The organism is Meiothermus cerbereus (assembly GCF_051297115.1).
GTDB classification, from domain to species: domain Bacteria; phylum Deinococcota; class Deinococci; order Deinococcales; family Thermaceae; genus Meiothermus; species Meiothermus cerbereus_A.
The window spans coordinates 54,559-66,855 of record NZ_JBEVAL010000009.1 but is presented as its reverse complement, the minus strand read 5'-3'; the positions used below and the strand labels follow the sequence as shown (position 1 = coordinate 66,855).

Annotated in this window: 17 protein-coding genes; 9 read left to right on the top strand and 8 right to left on the bottom strand. The window is 64.0% G+C overall.

Going from position 1 to position 12,297, the window contains the following annotated elements:
• Nucleotides 1-244: 244 nt before the first annotated feature.
• The 9 genes from ABWU19_RS03560 to ABWU19_RS03520 all read left to right on the top strand — a co-directional run bounded on the left by ABWU19_RS03560 (nt 245) and on the right by ABWU19_RS03520 (nt 6,706).
• Nucleotides 245-988, top strand: a complete 744-nt coding sequence (locus ABWU19_RS03560) for a c-type cytochrome (RefSeq protein ID WP_435900397.1) — start codon at nt 245-247, stop codon at nt 986-988.
• 9 nt (nt 989-997) lie between these two features.
• Nucleotides 998-1,489, top strand: coding sequence for a cytochrome C (locus ABWU19_RS03555; RefSeq protein ID WP_435900396.1), 492 nt, complete (start codon nt 998-1,000; stop codon nt 1,487-1,489).
• 36 nt (nt 1,490-1,525) lie between these two features.
• The gene (locus ABWU19_RS03550; RefSeq protein WP_435900395.1) at nt 1,526-2,170 is read left to right on the top strand and encodes a ubiquinol-cytochrome c reductase iron-sulfur subunit; all 645 of its coding nucleotides are present in this window, start codon (nt 1,526-1,528) and stop codon (nt 2,168-2,170) included.
• A gap of 9 nt (nt 2,171-2,179) precedes the next feature.
• A complete protein-coding gene (locus tag ABWU19_RS03545) occupies nt 2,180-3,469 on the top strand; it encodes a cytochrome b (protein ID WP_435900394.1) in 1,290 nt (429 codons plus the stop codon).
• Between the two features lie 187 nt (nt 3,470-3,656).
• On the top strand, nt 3,657-4,184 hold the full coding sequence (locus ABWU19_RS03540) for a hypothetical protein (protein WP_435900393.1): 528 nt from the start codon (nt 3,657-3,659) through the stop codon (nt 4,182-4,184).
• 485 nt (nt 4,185-4,669) lie between these two features.
• Nucleotides 4,670-5,212: an FAD-dependent oxidoreductase gene (locus tag ABWU19_RS03535; RefSeq protein WP_435900392.1), complete on the top strand. Its 543-nt coding sequence runs from the start codon at nt 4,670-4,672 to the stop codon at nt 5,210-5,212.
• A 6-nt stretch (nt 5,213-5,218) separates the two neighbouring features.
• Nucleotides 5,219-5,974: a flavin monoamine oxidase family protein gene (locus tag ABWU19_RS03530; protein ID WP_435900399.1), complete on the top strand. Its 756-nt coding sequence runs from the start codon at nt 5,219-5,221 to the stop codon at nt 5,972-5,974.
• A gap of 151 nt (nt 5,975-6,125) precedes the next feature.
• Nucleotides 6,126-6,344, top strand: coding sequence for a DUF433 domain-containing protein (locus tag ABWU19_RS03525; protein WP_435900391.1), 219 nt, complete (start codon nt 6,126-6,128; stop codon nt 6,342-6,344).
• A complete protein-coding gene (locus tag ABWU19_RS03520) occupies nt 6,341-6,706 on the top strand; it encodes a DUF5615 family PIN-like protein (RefSeq protein WP_435900390.1) in 366 nt (121 codons plus the stop codon). The genes ABWU19_RS03525 and ABWU19_RS03520 overlap by 4 nt, the downstream gene beginning before the upstream one ends.
• A gap of 156 nt (nt 6,707-6,862) precedes the next feature.
• Here the strand turns inward: ABWU19_RS03520 and ABWU19_RS03515 are convergent, their stop codons facing one another.
• From ABWU19_RS03515 to ABWU19_RS03480, 8 genes are all read right to left on the bottom strand, one after another.
• A complete protein-coding gene (locus ABWU19_RS03515; protein ID WP_435900389.1) occupies nt 6,863-7,564 on the bottom strand; it encodes an adenosylcobinamide-GDP ribazoletransferase in 702 nt (233 codons plus the stop codon).
• A gap of 1 nt (nt 7,565) precedes the next feature.
• Complete coding sequence (locus ABWU19_RS03510) at nt 7,566-7,799, bottom strand: DUF5522 domain-containing protein (RefSeq protein WP_435900388.1); 234 nt, start codon at nt 7,797-7,799, stop codon at nt 7,566-7,568.
• 185 nt (nt 7,800-7,984) lie between these two features.
• On the bottom strand, nt 7,985-9,031 hold the full coding sequence (gene cobT, locus ABWU19_RS03505; protein WP_435900387.1) for a nicotinate-nucleotide--dimethylbenzimidazole phosphoribosyltransferase: 1,047 nt from the start codon (nt 9,029-9,031) through the stop codon (nt 7,985-7,987).
• A gap of 5 nt (nt 9,032-9,036) precedes the next feature.
• Nucleotides 9,037-9,558: a bifunctional adenosylcobinamide kinase/adenosylcobinamide-phosphate guanylyltransferase gene (gene cobU / locus ABWU19_RS03500; RefSeq protein WP_435900386.1), complete on the bottom strand. Its 522-nt coding sequence runs from the start codon at nt 9,556-9,558 to the stop codon at nt 9,037-9,039.
• Nucleotides 9,548-10,090: a histidine phosphatase family protein gene (locus ABWU19_RS03495; RefSeq protein ID WP_435900385.1), complete on the bottom strand. Its 543-nt coding sequence runs from the start codon at nt 10,088-10,090 to the stop codon at nt 9,548-9,550. The genes cobU and ABWU19_RS03495 overlap by 11 nt, the downstream gene beginning before the upstream one ends.
• On the bottom strand, nt 10,087-10,422 hold the full coding sequence (locus tag ABWU19_RS03490; RefSeq protein WP_435900384.1) for a hypothetical protein: 336 nt from the start codon (nt 10,420-10,422) through the stop codon (nt 10,087-10,089). Before ABWU19_RS03490 ends, ABWU19_RS03495 begins: the two co-directional genes overlap by 4 nt.
• Nucleotides 10,423-11,235, bottom strand: a complete 813-nt coding sequence (locus ABWU19_RS03485; RefSeq protein WP_435900383.1) for an ABC transporter ATP-binding protein — start codon at nt 11,233-11,235, stop codon at nt 10,423-10,425. It abuts the gene before it with no gap.
• Nucleotides 11,232-12,296 (bottom strand): FecCD family ABC transporter permease, encoded by a 1,065-nt coding sequence (locus ABWU19_RS03480; RefSeq protein ID WP_435900382.1) that lies wholly within the window; start codon nt 12,294-12,296, stop codon nt 11,232-11,234. The genes ABWU19_RS03485 and ABWU19_RS03480 overlap by 4 nt, the downstream gene beginning before the upstream one ends.
• Nucleotide 12,297 lies beyond the last annotated feature (1 nt).

The following is a 12,297-nucleotide window of genomic DNA, read 5'->3' as shown; positions in this document are numbered from 1 at the left end:
CATCCTTGCAGCTACGGTAGCGCTGTTCGAGTTCTTCCAGGCTCAGGTGGGCGTGTAGGGCTATGGCTTTGCTTGGCATGAGTTATTATCTACATAGATTTGGTATTACAGTCGTCATTAGGGACATTTGACCCCCCTTAAGTTTTTATGATTGGCCTACAGGGGCGCAGGCCCCTAATTTTCTGGTAGTCTTGAAAGCAGTGCCCAGACCCCCCGAGCGGGCCTGGCCAGGAGGAACTAAGCGATGCCGATTGAGCGAATCGAAGTCTATCTGGACGGCGGCACCGAACCCGTGCAGGTGCTCACCCAACCCCCCTTCAAAGTGACCTACGATACCCGCTCCCTGAGCGACGGGGAGCACCTACTCCGGGTAGTCACCCACTACACCAATGGGGCCAAAGACGTAAAGGAAGTGCCCTTCAAGGTAGCCAACACCCCTGGGGTGCTGTTGCAGGGCCTCGAGGAAGGCAAGGAAGTCTCGGGCATCCTGGATGTAACCTTGCGGGTGGCCGACCCCGATATTAAGCCCACCCGCGAGCGCTTCCCCGGGCTGGCTGCGGCCATCGCCACCGCCGCCATTCTGGGGGGGGTCTGGCTCTTCTTTGCCGCCACCGGGGTAACCAACAAGACCCTCGAGGAAGTCGCCAAACCCCCCGCCACCAAGGAGGCGGGCGCACACGGCGGCCCTGTCGCGGCAGTGGACGAGGCCCTCAAAGCCAAAGGCGAGCAGGTATATAGCGCAAGCTGCGCCGGCTGCCACCAGGCCAACGGCAAGGGCCTTCCGGGGGTCTTCCCGGCCCTCGATGGCAGCAAGAACGTAGCCGACAAGGCCTACACCATCAACATCCTGCTCAAAGGCAAGGGCGGCATGCCCGGCTTCGCCCAGCTCTCCGACGAGGAGCTGGCGGCTGTAACCACCTACATCAAAAATAGCTGGAGCAACAAGTTTGGCGGCGTAACCCCCGACGAGTTCAAGGCCGCCCGCTGAGGAGGGAGCATGTATCGCAACGACACGGTAGTTCCCTACTTCGCCCTGGTCTTTGCGGCGGCTTTGTTTCTGATGGCCTACCTCAATGACCGGATGCGGGTGGTGCACGAAGCCGGGGTAGTACCCCACCTCACGGTGGGCAACATCGGGCTGATGGCCTTCGCCATAGTGCTGTTTGTGTACGGCTTTATCGGGCTCATGAGCAACTGGCTCGAGGGCTCCGAACTGCGCCCCGGCAAGCACGACCCCGAACCCAGCAGCCTGCCCATGGTGGCAGGGGTGGTGCTCTCGATTCTGCTGGTAATGCTTTCGGGCTTCTTCGTGCGCACCCTGGTCTTTGCCAACAACCCCGAGATCGGCTACTACAACGCCACCACCCTGCAGGCTGGGGTGTTTGGCGCGATGATGCTCATCCTGGCTTTGCTCATCGCCATCTACAAGAAATACTTCATGCCAGAAGAAGTCCTGGTTGAAGACGAGAAAAGCGACTTCCCCTGGTAAACGCAAACTGGAGCAGATGAACTGGAGGATTTGAAAATGGCTGATCATGAAGCCACAGCCCATCACCACGAGCACCACCCCGAAGACCCCCAGGCCCACGCCACCCGCCGGGCCATCCTGCAAGCAGCCATCGGCGTGAGCGCGGGCGCTGCGGTGCTCTCGACCTTGTGGGTGGGTGCAGGCTTAGTGCCGCGTGAGGAAAAGATTCCCAGCAAAGAGCCTGTGGCCGTAGGCGATACCCTGGTCTTTGCCACCGGCCCCAAAGCCGACCAGGAAATCACCCTGGATGACCTGAAGGCCGCCCAGAATGAAAAAATTCCTTTTATCATCGCTTTCCCCAAAAGCCCAGAAAACGTGATCAAAAAAGACCTGATCACCAACACCATCATGGTCATCCTGGCCGACCCAGCCAAGATGAGCCCCGAAACCCGCCAGCACGCCTCGCCCGAGGGGGTGCTGGCCTATTCGGCGGTGTGTAAGCACCTGGGCTGCACGGTAAGCCAGTGGCAAAACAACGCCTGGCTCTGCCCCTGCCACGGCGGCATATACGACATCTACAACCAGGCCAAGGTCGTCGCAGGCCCCGTACCCGCCCCGGTTCCGCAACTGCCGGTCAAGGTGGAGGGGGGCAAGGTGGTGGTAGCAGGTGAGTTTCTGGGCAAGCCAGGAGCCGATGTCTAGGGAGGAAGCATGTATCAGTGGCTAGACGACCGCTTGAGTATCGGAAAGCTGTATGCCAAGGCTTTCCGCAAGGCCTTCCCGGTGCACCACTCGTTTTTCCTGGGCGAGATCACCCTGTTTTCCTTTGTCACCCTGGTGCTCACGGGCATTTTCCTGACCCTTAATTACGAGCCTTCCATCCGCCCGGTCTCGGGTTCGCTTTCCGGCGGGCAGGAAGTGCCGGCAGCCTACTACTCGATTCTCTATATCGACTCACTGCCCTTTGGCGCGGTGATTCGCTCGCTGCACCACTGGGCCGCCCACATCATGATTGCTGCTGCTTTCCTGCACATGCTGCGCATCCACCTGACCGGGGCCTACAAGAACCCCCGCGAGCTGAACTGGATCATCGGGGTGTTTTTGCTGGTGCTTTCCATCATTACCGCCTTCACCGGCTACGCCCTGCCCTTCGATAACTACGCCCTCACCGCCACCAAGATCGGCTACGAGATTGGGGCGGCGGCCCCCTGGGCAGGCAAGCTGTTGTCGGACATCCTGTTTGCCGGCGAGCTTTCACCCACCAATGCCCAGACCATCCCCCGGCTCTACCCCATTCACGTCTTGTGGCTGCCGCTGGCCCTGATTGGGCTGATTGGGGCCCACCTGGCCATCATGATCAAGCAGAAGCACACCCAGCCCAAGTACGCCGAGAAGGTAGCACCGGGCAAGATTGTGGGGGTGCCGCTCTTCCCGCAACAGGCGGCCATGATGGGGATTCTGTTCCTGGTCTACATCGCTGTGACCACCTTCATCGCCGGGGCCTTCCTGGCCCACCCGGTGCAGGCCTTTGGCCCCCCCACCGCCAACACCCCACCGGTCAAGCCCGACTGGTACTTCATGTGGATTTACGGGATTTTGCAGATCATCCCCGCCAACTGGCGCTTTGAGTTCCTGGGCGCCACCTTTGGCCCGCAGTTCTGGGGGGGTATCCTGGTGCCCACTGTCATCATCCTGGGGGCCCTGGCCATTCCCTTCCTGGATTACTCCAAGCACAAGCAGCGTTACCTCGAGCTGCCCAGCCAGCACCCCTTCCGCACCAGCTTTGTGATCGGGATGCTGATGTTCTACATCATGAGCACCCTGGCCGGCTACAAGGTAGACCTGGGCCTTTCCAATGCCCTGCTGTGGGTGTTGGTCTTGATCGTGCCCATCATTACTGGCGTGGTCGCCTACATCATCCTGAAGGCAGTCTACGGCAAGAGCTGGAACCAGGAGCCCGAAATCGAGATCATCGGCAAAGGCTCTGCCGCCGACGACTAGAAGCCCCTTGCCAAATTCAATTGCTGTGTCCTGCACTGTGGCCTCCCATCCGGGAGGCCACGTCTATGAGGAGCGCGCTATACCTACCCCAAAGCGCAAAAGCTCCCGTCAGCGGAGCGCTTTTTACCTTCGGCTCAAAGTTTGGGCCAGGCACCCATCCCGCCAACCCCTGGTGCTAGGCTAAAGCATGTCCGGGCCATGCATCATCCTGTGGGGCTTCGATCCCGCTCGAGCCCGCCTGGTGCTGGGAAGCATGGAGGCCAGGGCCTTTGAGGGCTTTTTGCTGCTGTACCCCCCGCTACAGTCAACCCCGGAGCACCTCTACCAACAGCCAGACTTTTTCGCGGCCTATGTGGCCCAGCTTTCCCGGACGCTGGACTGCACAGCCCTGGGTGTGGTGAACCTCGAGGACACCTCCCTGCTGCTGTGGGTTTACCACCGGGGCCAGCGGGTATTTCAGTACGACTCCAACCCCATGTACCTAAGCTGCCCGGTGTGTTCGTACAGCAGCGAGACCGTTTCGGTGGAAATGAGCGGGCTGGAGGACCTCTGCCGTTTGCTGGACATACCGCAGCACACCCGGGCGGTGCGGTCGTGGCTGGTGCGCCGCCGGGGCCTGGGGTTCTTAAGCGAGCGCGAACGGCTGGAAAAGATTCTTGCGCTGCTAAAGCTGCCAGACCCCTATCCGGCCCAGGGGTGTATACCTCCGCAATAATCCTCGAGCCATGCGCATTACCAAGCATCCCTGCTCCAACTACCTCGGAGTTCCTGACCTCGAGATTACCCCCAGGGCCACAGGCTCTTTTGCACCTCGGCAAGCCGCCGGGGCAATATGCATAAATATCCATTCGGGAAATAAAGAGCTATGTTGTTTGGGATTCAAATACGGGTTTTCTGTCATCACAAAACATGCAGGTTTTACCCAAATTGTGGGTAATCCTTCATCGGCCCCACCCCGCTCGAGCTACACTGATAAAACCCCGCATGGGGAACGCCAGCCAGAAAGGAGGTGATGCACAGGTTCGCAGTAGCGTTGGCTAATCGCGTTTGAGACCCTTTTACCCATCAAGCAATACGACGAACTGCCACCACACGGTATGCCACCGTGCGATGGAGCGACTAAGTCGGCAGGGTGATGCCCGAGCATCCAGAACAATTCTCGGGAGAAAGGTTACCAGAAGTGTAAAAAGGTAAATTTGCATGAAAACGCTCGTAATAGGCGCCGGAGCCGCTGGTTTGGCCGCGGCCCAAGACCTGCAGAAAGCGAAGCATCAGGTTACCGTGCTTGAAGCCCAACACCGCGTCGGAGGACGCATCCGCACCGATAGAAGCTTTACCGAGGTTCCCATCGAGCTTGGCGCGGAGTTCATCCACAGCAGCCAGGTTCCCACCTATACCCTCCCCCAACAATTCGGCCTGCGAACCATCTACTTCAACCAGCAGGAAGACACCCTGGTGCGCCTGCCGGACGGAAACCTGCGTACCATTGCCGAGGTGGGCTCCAGGGTGCTGGGCTACAACAACATCCGGATGGTGGACTGGCCCGAAGCCGTGGGCGAGGAATCGCTGGCCGAGTATCTAGAGCGCAACCAGCTAGCCGGCCAGAAAATACCCTACAAGCTGCAAGAATACATCTCCGACTTCGATGCTCCAGAAACCCTCAGCGCCAGAGCCGCGCTGGAGTTTCTGTACGACAAGTCTGCCGAGGAGGGCGACTACCGCATCCTGGGGGGCTACGATTAACTAGCGATAAAACTGGCTACCTCACTGGACATCCGGCTGGGGGCCGTGGTGGAGACGCTCGAGTGGGGCCCCTTTGGCGTCAAAGCCCTCACCACCGACGGGCGGGTCTTCCTGGCCGACCAGGCTGTAATTACCGTGCCCTTGGGCGTGTTGAAAGCCGGGAAAATCCGCTTTGTGCCCGAGCTGCCCGAGGAGAAGCAGCAGGCCATCCATCAACTGGGCCTGGCCGACGCGGTCAAGCTCTTCTTCCAGTTCGAGCAGCCCATCTTCCCGCCCGGCATTGTGGAGCTATATGTGCCCGGCCACAACCCCGACGAGTGGTGGAGCAGCGCCGCCGGCCACGGGGTGGGCTTCGAGATCCTGACCGCCCTGGCCACCGGCCCCAAAGCCCGCGAACTCTTGGCCCTGCCCGAGGAACAGGCCCTGCAGAATGCCCTGCAAACCCTGCGCCGGGCCCTGGGCCGCCCCGACCTGACCCCCCGCAAAGCCCGGCTGGCCCACTGGCAGGACGACCCCTACACCCTGGGGGCCTACTCCAAGGCCAGCGTGGGGGCCTCGCAAGCCCGCCGCATCCTGGCCCAGCCGGTGGGCAACCGGCTGTTTTTTGCGGGCGAGCACACCGCCCCCAACGCCTGGGCCGCCACCGTGCATGGGGCCTACGCCAGCGGACGGCGGGCCGCCCAGGAAATCCTGCAAGCTAGGCCCCTGGTCTACCCTGTACGCCCCAAGCCCCTGCGGCCCGCCTTGCCTGTGGGGGCTTGAGGGCCACCCCAATCCTGTGCGGGATGGGGGTTCTATCTCAACAGACGCGGTCTCCCTCCGTGGGGCAATTGTGCAGGACAAAGCAATCGAGCTGTGAGCGGCTCAATGATTTTGGCGAGCGCTCTACGCTAATCTGGTATAGCATGGCCTTATGAGGTTGTCCGAGCGCATTACCTTCAACCCGCTGGTCATGGGTGGGCGGCCCTGCATTCGGGGAACGCGCATCACCGTGGGCACCATCCTCAATCAGCTTCGTTTCCAGACCCCGGTGGAAATCCTGCGCGACTACCCCGAGCTAAAGCCGGAAGACATCGACGCCGCGCTGGAGTACGCGGTCTTTCTGGCCGAGGAGCGCGAGGTTGCGGTTTGAAAATCCTGCTGGACATGAACCTCACCCCTCGCTGGGTGGGGTTCTTGCGTGAACGGGGCCACCAAACCGTGCGCTGCTCGGAAGTAGGGCTGGCCAGTGCAAGCGACCTCGAGGTGTTGCGCTTCGCCGCCGCCCACGGATACCTGCTTCTAACCCACGACCTCGACTTTGGCGACCTGCTCGCATACAGCCGCGAGGCAGGCCCCAGCGTGGTGATTCTGCGGGGAGTAGATTTGCGTCCCGAGGCCAGCGGAGAGCGCCTGCTGCAAGTGTTGGCAGCTACAGCAGAGGAGCTCGAGGCCGGGGCCATCGTGGTGATGGACGTGCGCCGGATTCGCGTGCGCCCGTTGCCTTTGGGGTAGCAAGGCGAGGCATAGCAGGCTTGGGAACCGCTGCAGATTCTTGCCAACAGCCCCACCCTCAACCATACTCCGACCACCCGACCGCGAATCATAATTCACCTCCAGAAATGGTTTTTTCAATGTAGGTCTACCCCCAATGTGTCTTTCAGGTTACATTTACGCCTTCATCACTACCCAGACCAAAAGCCCCGCCACCTCCCCCAGCTCCACCAGGGCCCCGTACACATCGCCACTAAGCCCGCCTCCTAGCCTTCGGGCGGCCCAGAAGGCCAGCAGCAGCATCCCCGCTATAGCCGCCAGCGCCACCCAGGGGAAGAAGAAGATGGCCGGCAGGGCAAACAGCAAGGCCGGGAAGACTCTCCCCTCGCGGCTGCGGGCCCCCAGCCCCTCGGGGCGGGCAGCAGGAAAAAGGTTCATGGGCAACAGCAGGGCCAAGCGCACCAGCGCGGGCAAGCACAAAAGCAACCAGGGCGAGGGATTTGAAGCCAGCAACTGCCACTTCAAAAGCAGCACCACGAAGCCCACCCCAAAGGCAAAGCTGCCCATGTGCACATCGGCCAGAATGTGCAGGCGCTCGGCGGGGGGCTTCATAGCGAGCAGCGCATCGGCGGAGTCCAGCAGGCCATCGAGGTGCAGCATGCCCGTGCAAGCCAGCCAGACCGCCAGCAAAACCGCGCCTTGCAAACCGTCGGGGAAGCCCGCGGTGAGCCAGGCCACCAGGGCCAGCAGCGCCCCAATCAGGTAGCCCGCCACCGGGTAGTAGGCCGAGGCCGCCTTCATCTCGCCCTCGCGCACCTGGCCCAGGTGCGGTACGGGAAAGGTGGTCAGGAAACCAACCGCCAGCCAGAAAGGACGCACCTTAAGGTTTTACCAGAACCTCGCCAAAACGCGCTTCGAACTCTTCTTTGGTGCGGATGGGACGGCCCTCGAGCCGCAGTTTGATGGTCTCTTCCTGCACCTCCGGGGGGTAGGGGCAGTGGCGGCAGCGCGAGCCGCAGCAGTAGCCGCGCCGCAGGTGGTAGGCCGCGGTGAACACGTACAGGCCGTTTTCCAGGTAGTAGTCCTGATGTTCTTTGAGTTTGATTCTGGTCATTGGTGTTCCCCTATAGCAAACCTGCCCAGCATGGATACGTGGTATGTTTCCGGTCGCATTTGCTGGTAGAGCGGGTGTGGAAAGGGTTTAGTACCACTGCGGCGCCGGGTGATATTGGACTGATTCTACGGTATTTTCTGAGCCGAATCTCCATCTGGCCTATGTTTGCTCGAGGTGTTGTTGATTCATGGCTCTCCCGCTTGCGACACCCCGGCCTGGGCAAAGGTGGCCATGCCCGCCATGACCGCGGCGGCGGCCCGCAGCACCGGAAAGCTCAACACCGCGCCCGTGCCCTCGCCCAGGCGCATATCCAGCTCGAGGATGGGCCTGAGCCCCAGGGCCTCGAGCTGCCGGGTATGCCCTGGCTCCAGCGAGCGATGCCCCGCAAACAGATAATCGCGCACCCCTGGCTCCATGCGGCAGGCCAGCAAGGCCCCGGCGGTGACCGGGAAGCCGTCGGTCACCAGGGGCAGGCCGGCCTCGGCCCCCGCCAGGAAAACCCCGGCAATGGCCGCCATCTCCAGCCCCCCCAGCTCGGCCAGCAGGGCCAGCGGGTCGGCCCTGGGCAGCGCGCCCAGCCGGGCCTGGGCGCGCTCTAGGGCAATACGCACAACCTCGAGCTTCTTCTGGTAGCGGGCCTCATCCACCCCCGTACCGCGCCCCGTGACGGCCCGGGCCTCCAGGCCCAGCAAAGCCGCCGTGAGGGCCGCGGCTGCGGTGGTGTTGCCGATGCCCATATCGCCAGCGGCCAGGAGGGTGGCACCCTGGGCTATGGCCTGGCGGGCCATCTTGGCCCCCGCTTGCAGGGCCTGCTCGGCTTCGGTTAGGGTCATGGCGGCCCCCCGGACGATGTTGCCCGTGCCCGACCGCACCCTCTCCGGCGACGGAACAGGGGAATTGATACCCACGTCGAGCACGTAAACTTGGGCGTCGGAGGCTCGAGCAATTTGATTGATGGCCGCGCCCCCCGCCTGGAAGTTCAGCAGCATCTGTGCCGTGACCTCGGATGGGTAGGCCGAGACGCCCTCGGCAGCTACCCCGTGGTCGGCGGCACATACCACCACTGCCCCCTGGCCCAGACGGGGCTTTAGGGTCTTTTGCATCGCGGCCAGGCGCACGCCCACTTCCTCCAGGAACCCCAGCGCGCCGGGCGGCTTGGTGAGCTGGTTCTGGTGGGCGCGGGCCTGGGCCAGCCATTCTTGCGAGATGGGTTGGACGTCAAAGCGAATCATAGGTCTCAAGGCGATTTGATCTTGACGGGAATGCCCGCCACCAGGAGGTACACCGCGTCGGCGGCCTCGGCCAGGCGGCGGTTGGCCGCCCCCAGCAGGTCGCGGTAGCGCCGGGCCAGGGCGTTGTCGGGAACGATGCCCATACCCACCTCGTTGGTCACCACCAGCAGGGTTTTGTCGGTCTCGGCAAAAGCCGCCAGCAGGTGCTCGAGCTCGAGCAAGACCTCGCGTCCGGCCTCCATCAGGTTGGCTACCCACAGGGTCAGGCAGTCCAACAGCACCACCCGGCCCCCTGCGCGCAAAAGGGCCTGGGGCACCTCGAGGGGCTCCTCCAGGGTCTCCCAGCCAGGGGGCCGCTCGGCTCGGTGCTGCTCGATGCGCTGGCGCATCTCTTCGTCTTGGGGCTGGGCCGTGGCGATAAAGCTCACCGGCTGGCCCAGGGCCTGGGCCCACTCCTGGGCAAAGGCGCTCTTGCCAGCCCGCGCCCCCCCGGTTACCAGAATCAAGCGGGCACCCCTATAAAACATGCTCGTCCCTCACAAACAACACCCTCTTTTGCTGCCAGTCCAGACCCACCACCGCGCAGGGCGGCAGGAAGCGATCCTGCCCGAACTCGCGCAGCACCAGCCGCAACACCCCCCCGTGGGTAAAGACCAGGTGGCGGCCTGGGGGCAGACCCTCGAAGACCCCGTACACCCGCTGCCGCAGTGCTCGGGTGGACTCCCCCCCAGGGGCCTGGAAGCCCTCGAAGGCCAGCAGGGCGCTTTTGTGCGGCTCGGGCAGCTCGTCCCACTTCAGGCCCTCGAGGGCACCGAACTCGAGCTCGCGCAGCTCGGCCAAGGCTTCCTGGGGTTCGCCATAGGCTAAGCGGGCGGTGTGGATGGCCCGCCTTAGGTCGGAAGCCAGCACCCGGTCAAAGCGCTCTTGGGCCAGCCAGCCAGACAGGGCCCGGGCCTGCTGCTCCCCCAGCGGCGTGAGCGGCACATCCGACCAGCCGGTGAGCCGACCCTCCAGGTTCCAGGTGGTCTGCCCGTGGCGCACCAGCCAAAGCTCGCTCATGGTTCCACCCAGGCATAAAAGGGCGTCTCGACGAACTCTGGCGGCCCCGCCAGGTAAAGCCTGAGCCCCGGCAGGCGCAGCACCGAGCCCTCCTGTTCGAAGTCCAGGGGGTCGGCGGGCAGGGCATACAGGAGGGTCTCGCCCGGCGGCAGCCCCGCGCGCATCAGGTGGGCGTGCCCGGCCCCGCGCCCCATACGCACACACGAGGTCTGCGCCGAGCGCATCACCGCCACGTAGCGCACCAGCCGGGGCCCATCCTGGGTTACCAGGCGGCACACCTCCCCTAAGTCGAGCAGCAACAGCTTGGGGGTTACCTTCAGGCTGGCCTGCATCTACCCTCCCAAGAGCACCACCGGCTGGCCCTCGAGCTGCCGCACCCGCACCTGGCGGCCATAAATCCCCTGCAAAAAGTCTTCGGTCAGCACCTCGCCGGGTTGGCCCAGCGCCAAAAGCCGCCCTTCTGCCAGAAAAGCCACCCGGTCGGCCAGGCGGGCCAGGTTGGGGTCGTGCAGCACCGTCAGGATGCCCAGCCCCTGGGCCCGCAAGCCCACCAAGAGGGCCAGAAACTCGGCCTGGTGGTGCAGGTCGAGGTGGTTGGTGGGCTCGTCCAGCAGCAAAAACTGTGGGCGGGCCGCCAGGGCCCGGGCCAGCAGCACCCGCTGCCGCTCCCCGCCCGATAAGGTGGGCAAGAGCCGGTGGCGGAAGGCGCTCACCTGGGTCTGTTGCATGGCCCATTCCACCGCTTCCCGGTCGGCCTTGCCGGCCCGCCCCAGCAGGCCCAGGTGGGGGGTGCGGCCCAGCTCCACCACCTCCTCTACCGTAAGGTCTTCGGGGTAGCCGCCGTTCTGGGGCAGAAAGGCAATCTGCTGGCCCCGCCTCCAGCTCGAGATGCGCTCGAGCCGCTGGTCCCCCAGCCGCACCTCGCCCGCAGCGGGCCGCAAAAGCCCCGCCATCAAACGCAACAGGGTGCTCTTCCCCACCCCATTGGGCCCCAGCAGGGCCAGCCACTCGCCCGGGCACAGCTCGAGCTGCACCCCCTGCAGCACCGCTCGGTTGCGGTAGGCAAAGGACACCCCGTCCGCAACAAGCGCGGAAACCCCCAACTGCTTCAGCCCTGCGCCTTGTTCTGCCCTTTGCGCCATCATGCCCTGCGCCTCCCCCGCCACAGTAAATACAAGAAGAACGGCCCGCCCAACAGCGTGGTCAGGATGCCCACCGGCAGTTCCGCCGGGGCCACCAGGGTGCGGGCCAGCAGGTCGGCCAGCAAGAGCAGCACCGCCCCACCCAGGGCCGAGGCCGGCAGCAGGTAGTGGTAGTCCCCCCCCAGCAAGCGGCGCAGGATGTGCGGGGCCACCAGCCCCACAAAGCCAATGATGCCCGCCTGGGCCACCGCCGCCGCAATCAGCAGGGTAACCAGCCCAATTATCAGCAGCTTGAGCCAGCCCAGCGGCAGGCCCAGGCTGCGGGCGGTCTCTTCGCCCAGGTACAGGGCATTGAGGGTACGCCCCAGCAACAGCAGCAGCGGGAAGGCAAACAGCAGGTACAGCGCCAGCGAGCCCACCCCATTCCAGCCCACAAAGGCCAGGTTGCCCAGGGTATAGGCAAACACCGCCCGCACCCGGTCGGCGTCCTGCAGCATCAGGTAGCTGGTCAGGCTGACCAGCACGCTGCCCACCACCACCCCGGCCAGAATCAGGTCGCCGGTGCGGCTGGCCCCGCCCGAGAGCAGCAGGGTAAGGAGCACCGCCCCCACCGCCCCCAGAAAGCCAAACAGCGTAGCGGAAGCCGGAAGGTGGGCAAACACCGCGTGCTGGGCAAAGGCGCTCGAGAGCCCCCCCATCACGCTTACCGCCAGCGTAACCCCAAAGGCCGCCCCCGCCGCCGAGCCCATCAGGTAGGGGTCGGCCAGGGGGTTGCGGAACAGGCCCTGGAAGGCCGCCCCCGAGATGCCCAGCACCGCCCCCACCAGCAGGGCGGCCAGCGCCCGGGGCAGGCGTAGCTCGGTGATGATGGGGTTTTCGCTAAGGCCCAGCAAGGCCCGCACCACCTCGCCCGGCGCAATGGGCACCGCCCCCTGCCCCACCCCCAGCACCAGGCCCAGCGCCAGCAGCACCAGCAGGCCCAGAAAAACCAGCAGTCGGCAGCCAATGCTCCCATACCCCCTGGCGATGGGGGGCGCGAGGCCTGGGTAGGAGGTCTTTTGCATG

Coding starts and splice junctions, on each gene's coding strand:
- ABWU19_RS03560 (WP_435900397.1), top strand. CDS start 245: ATGCCGATTGAGCGAATCGAAGTCTATCTGGACGGCGGCACCGAACCC.
- ABWU19_RS03555 (WP_435900396.1), top strand. CDS start 998: ATGTATCGCAACGACACGGTAGTTCCCTACTTCGCCCTGGTCTTTGCG.
- ABWU19_RS03550 (WP_435900395.1), top strand. CDS start 1,526: ATGGCTGATCATGAAGCCACAGCCCATCACCACGAGCACCACCCCGAA.
- ABWU19_RS03545 (WP_435900394.1), top strand. CDS start 2,180: ATGTATCAGTGGCTAGACGACCGCTTGAGTATCGGAAAGCTGTATGCC.
- ABWU19_RS03540 (WP_435900393.1), top strand. CDS start 3,657: ATGTCCGGGCCATGCATCATCCTGTGGGGCTTCGATCCCGCTCGAGCC.
- ABWU19_RS03535 (WP_435900392.1), top strand. CDS start 4,670: ATGAAAACGCTCGTAATAGGCGCCGGAGCCGCTGGTTTGGCCGCGGCC.
- ABWU19_RS03525 (WP_435900391.1), top strand. CDS start 6,126: ATGAGGTTGTCCGAGCGCATTACCTTCAACCCGCTGGTCATGGGTGGG.
- ABWU19_RS03510 (WP_435900388.1), bottom strand. CDS start 7,799: ATGACCAGAATCAAACTCAAAGAACATCAGGACTACTACCTGGAAAAC.
- cobT (WP_435900387.1), bottom strand. CDS start 9,031: ATGATTCGCTTTGACGTCCAACCCATCTCGCAAGAATGGCTGGCCCAG.
- cobU (WP_435900386.1), bottom strand. CDS start 9,558: ATGTTTTATAGGGGTGCCCGCTTGATTCTGGTAACCGGGGGGGCGCGG.
- ABWU19_RS03495 (WP_435900385.1), bottom strand. CDS start 10,090: ATGAGCGAGCTTTGGCTGGTGCGCCACGGGCAGACCACCTGGAACCTG.
- ABWU19_RS03490 (WP_435900384.1), bottom strand. CDS start 10,422: ATGCAGGCCAGCCTGAAGGTAACCCCCAAGCTGTTGCTGCTCGACTTA.
- ABWU19_RS03485 (WP_435900383.1), bottom strand. CDS start 11,235: ATGATGGCGCAAAGGGCAGAACAAGGCGCAGGGCTGAAGCAGTTGGGG.
- ABWU19_RS03480 (WP_435900382.1), bottom strand. CDS start 12,296: ATGCAAAAGACCTCCTACCCAGGCCTCGCGCCCCCCATCGCCAGGGGG.